The sequence below is a fragment of the Comamonas kerstersii genome (assembly GCF_008801935.1).
In the GTDB taxonomy this organism is placed as follows: domain Bacteria; phylum Pseudomonadota; class Gammaproteobacteria; order Burkholderiales; family Burkholderiaceae_C; genus Comamonas; species Comamonas kerstersii.
This window is the reverse complement of the sequence record NZ_VZOT01000035.1, coordinates 1-372: the sequence shown is the minus strand read 5'-3', so window position 1 is coordinate 372 and position 372 is coordinate 1. Positions and strand designations below refer to the sequence as shown.

The window sequence follows — 372 nt, the reverse complement described above, 5'->3', positions numbered from 1 at the left end:
TTTATGCCTGGTGACCATAGCAAGTTGGCCCCACTCCTTCCCATCCCGAACAGGACCGTGAAACGACTTTGCGCCGATGATAGTGCGGATTCCCGTGTGAAAGTAGGTCATCGCCAGGCTCTTACAACCGAAGAAACGCCCAGTCGAGCGACTGGGCGTTTTCTCTTCCCTTTAGGGTGAGATCTGAAAAAAGATCTTCTGAAGTGAAAAGAAAACGCAAGACGTTTTAAAAGTGCTAAGAAATTGGTGCTACAATACAAGGCTTCGCTGATCGCAGCGAACGAAACTTGAAGAAATTGATCTTCAAGGCATCTTTAACAAGATACAGCCGATAAGCGTGGGCGTTTGAAGGCGAATTGCCAAATCAAACGC

The 372-nt window shown here is 47.3% G+C and carries 1 rRNA gene; it reads left to right on the top strand.

Features of this window, described 5'->3' with window-relative positions:
• Nucleotides 1-6: 6 nt before the first annotated feature.
• A 5S ribosomal RNA gene (gene rrf, locus F7P80_RS16655) occupies nt 7-119 on the top strand.
• The last annotated feature ends 253 nt before the right edge of the window (nt 120-372 follow it).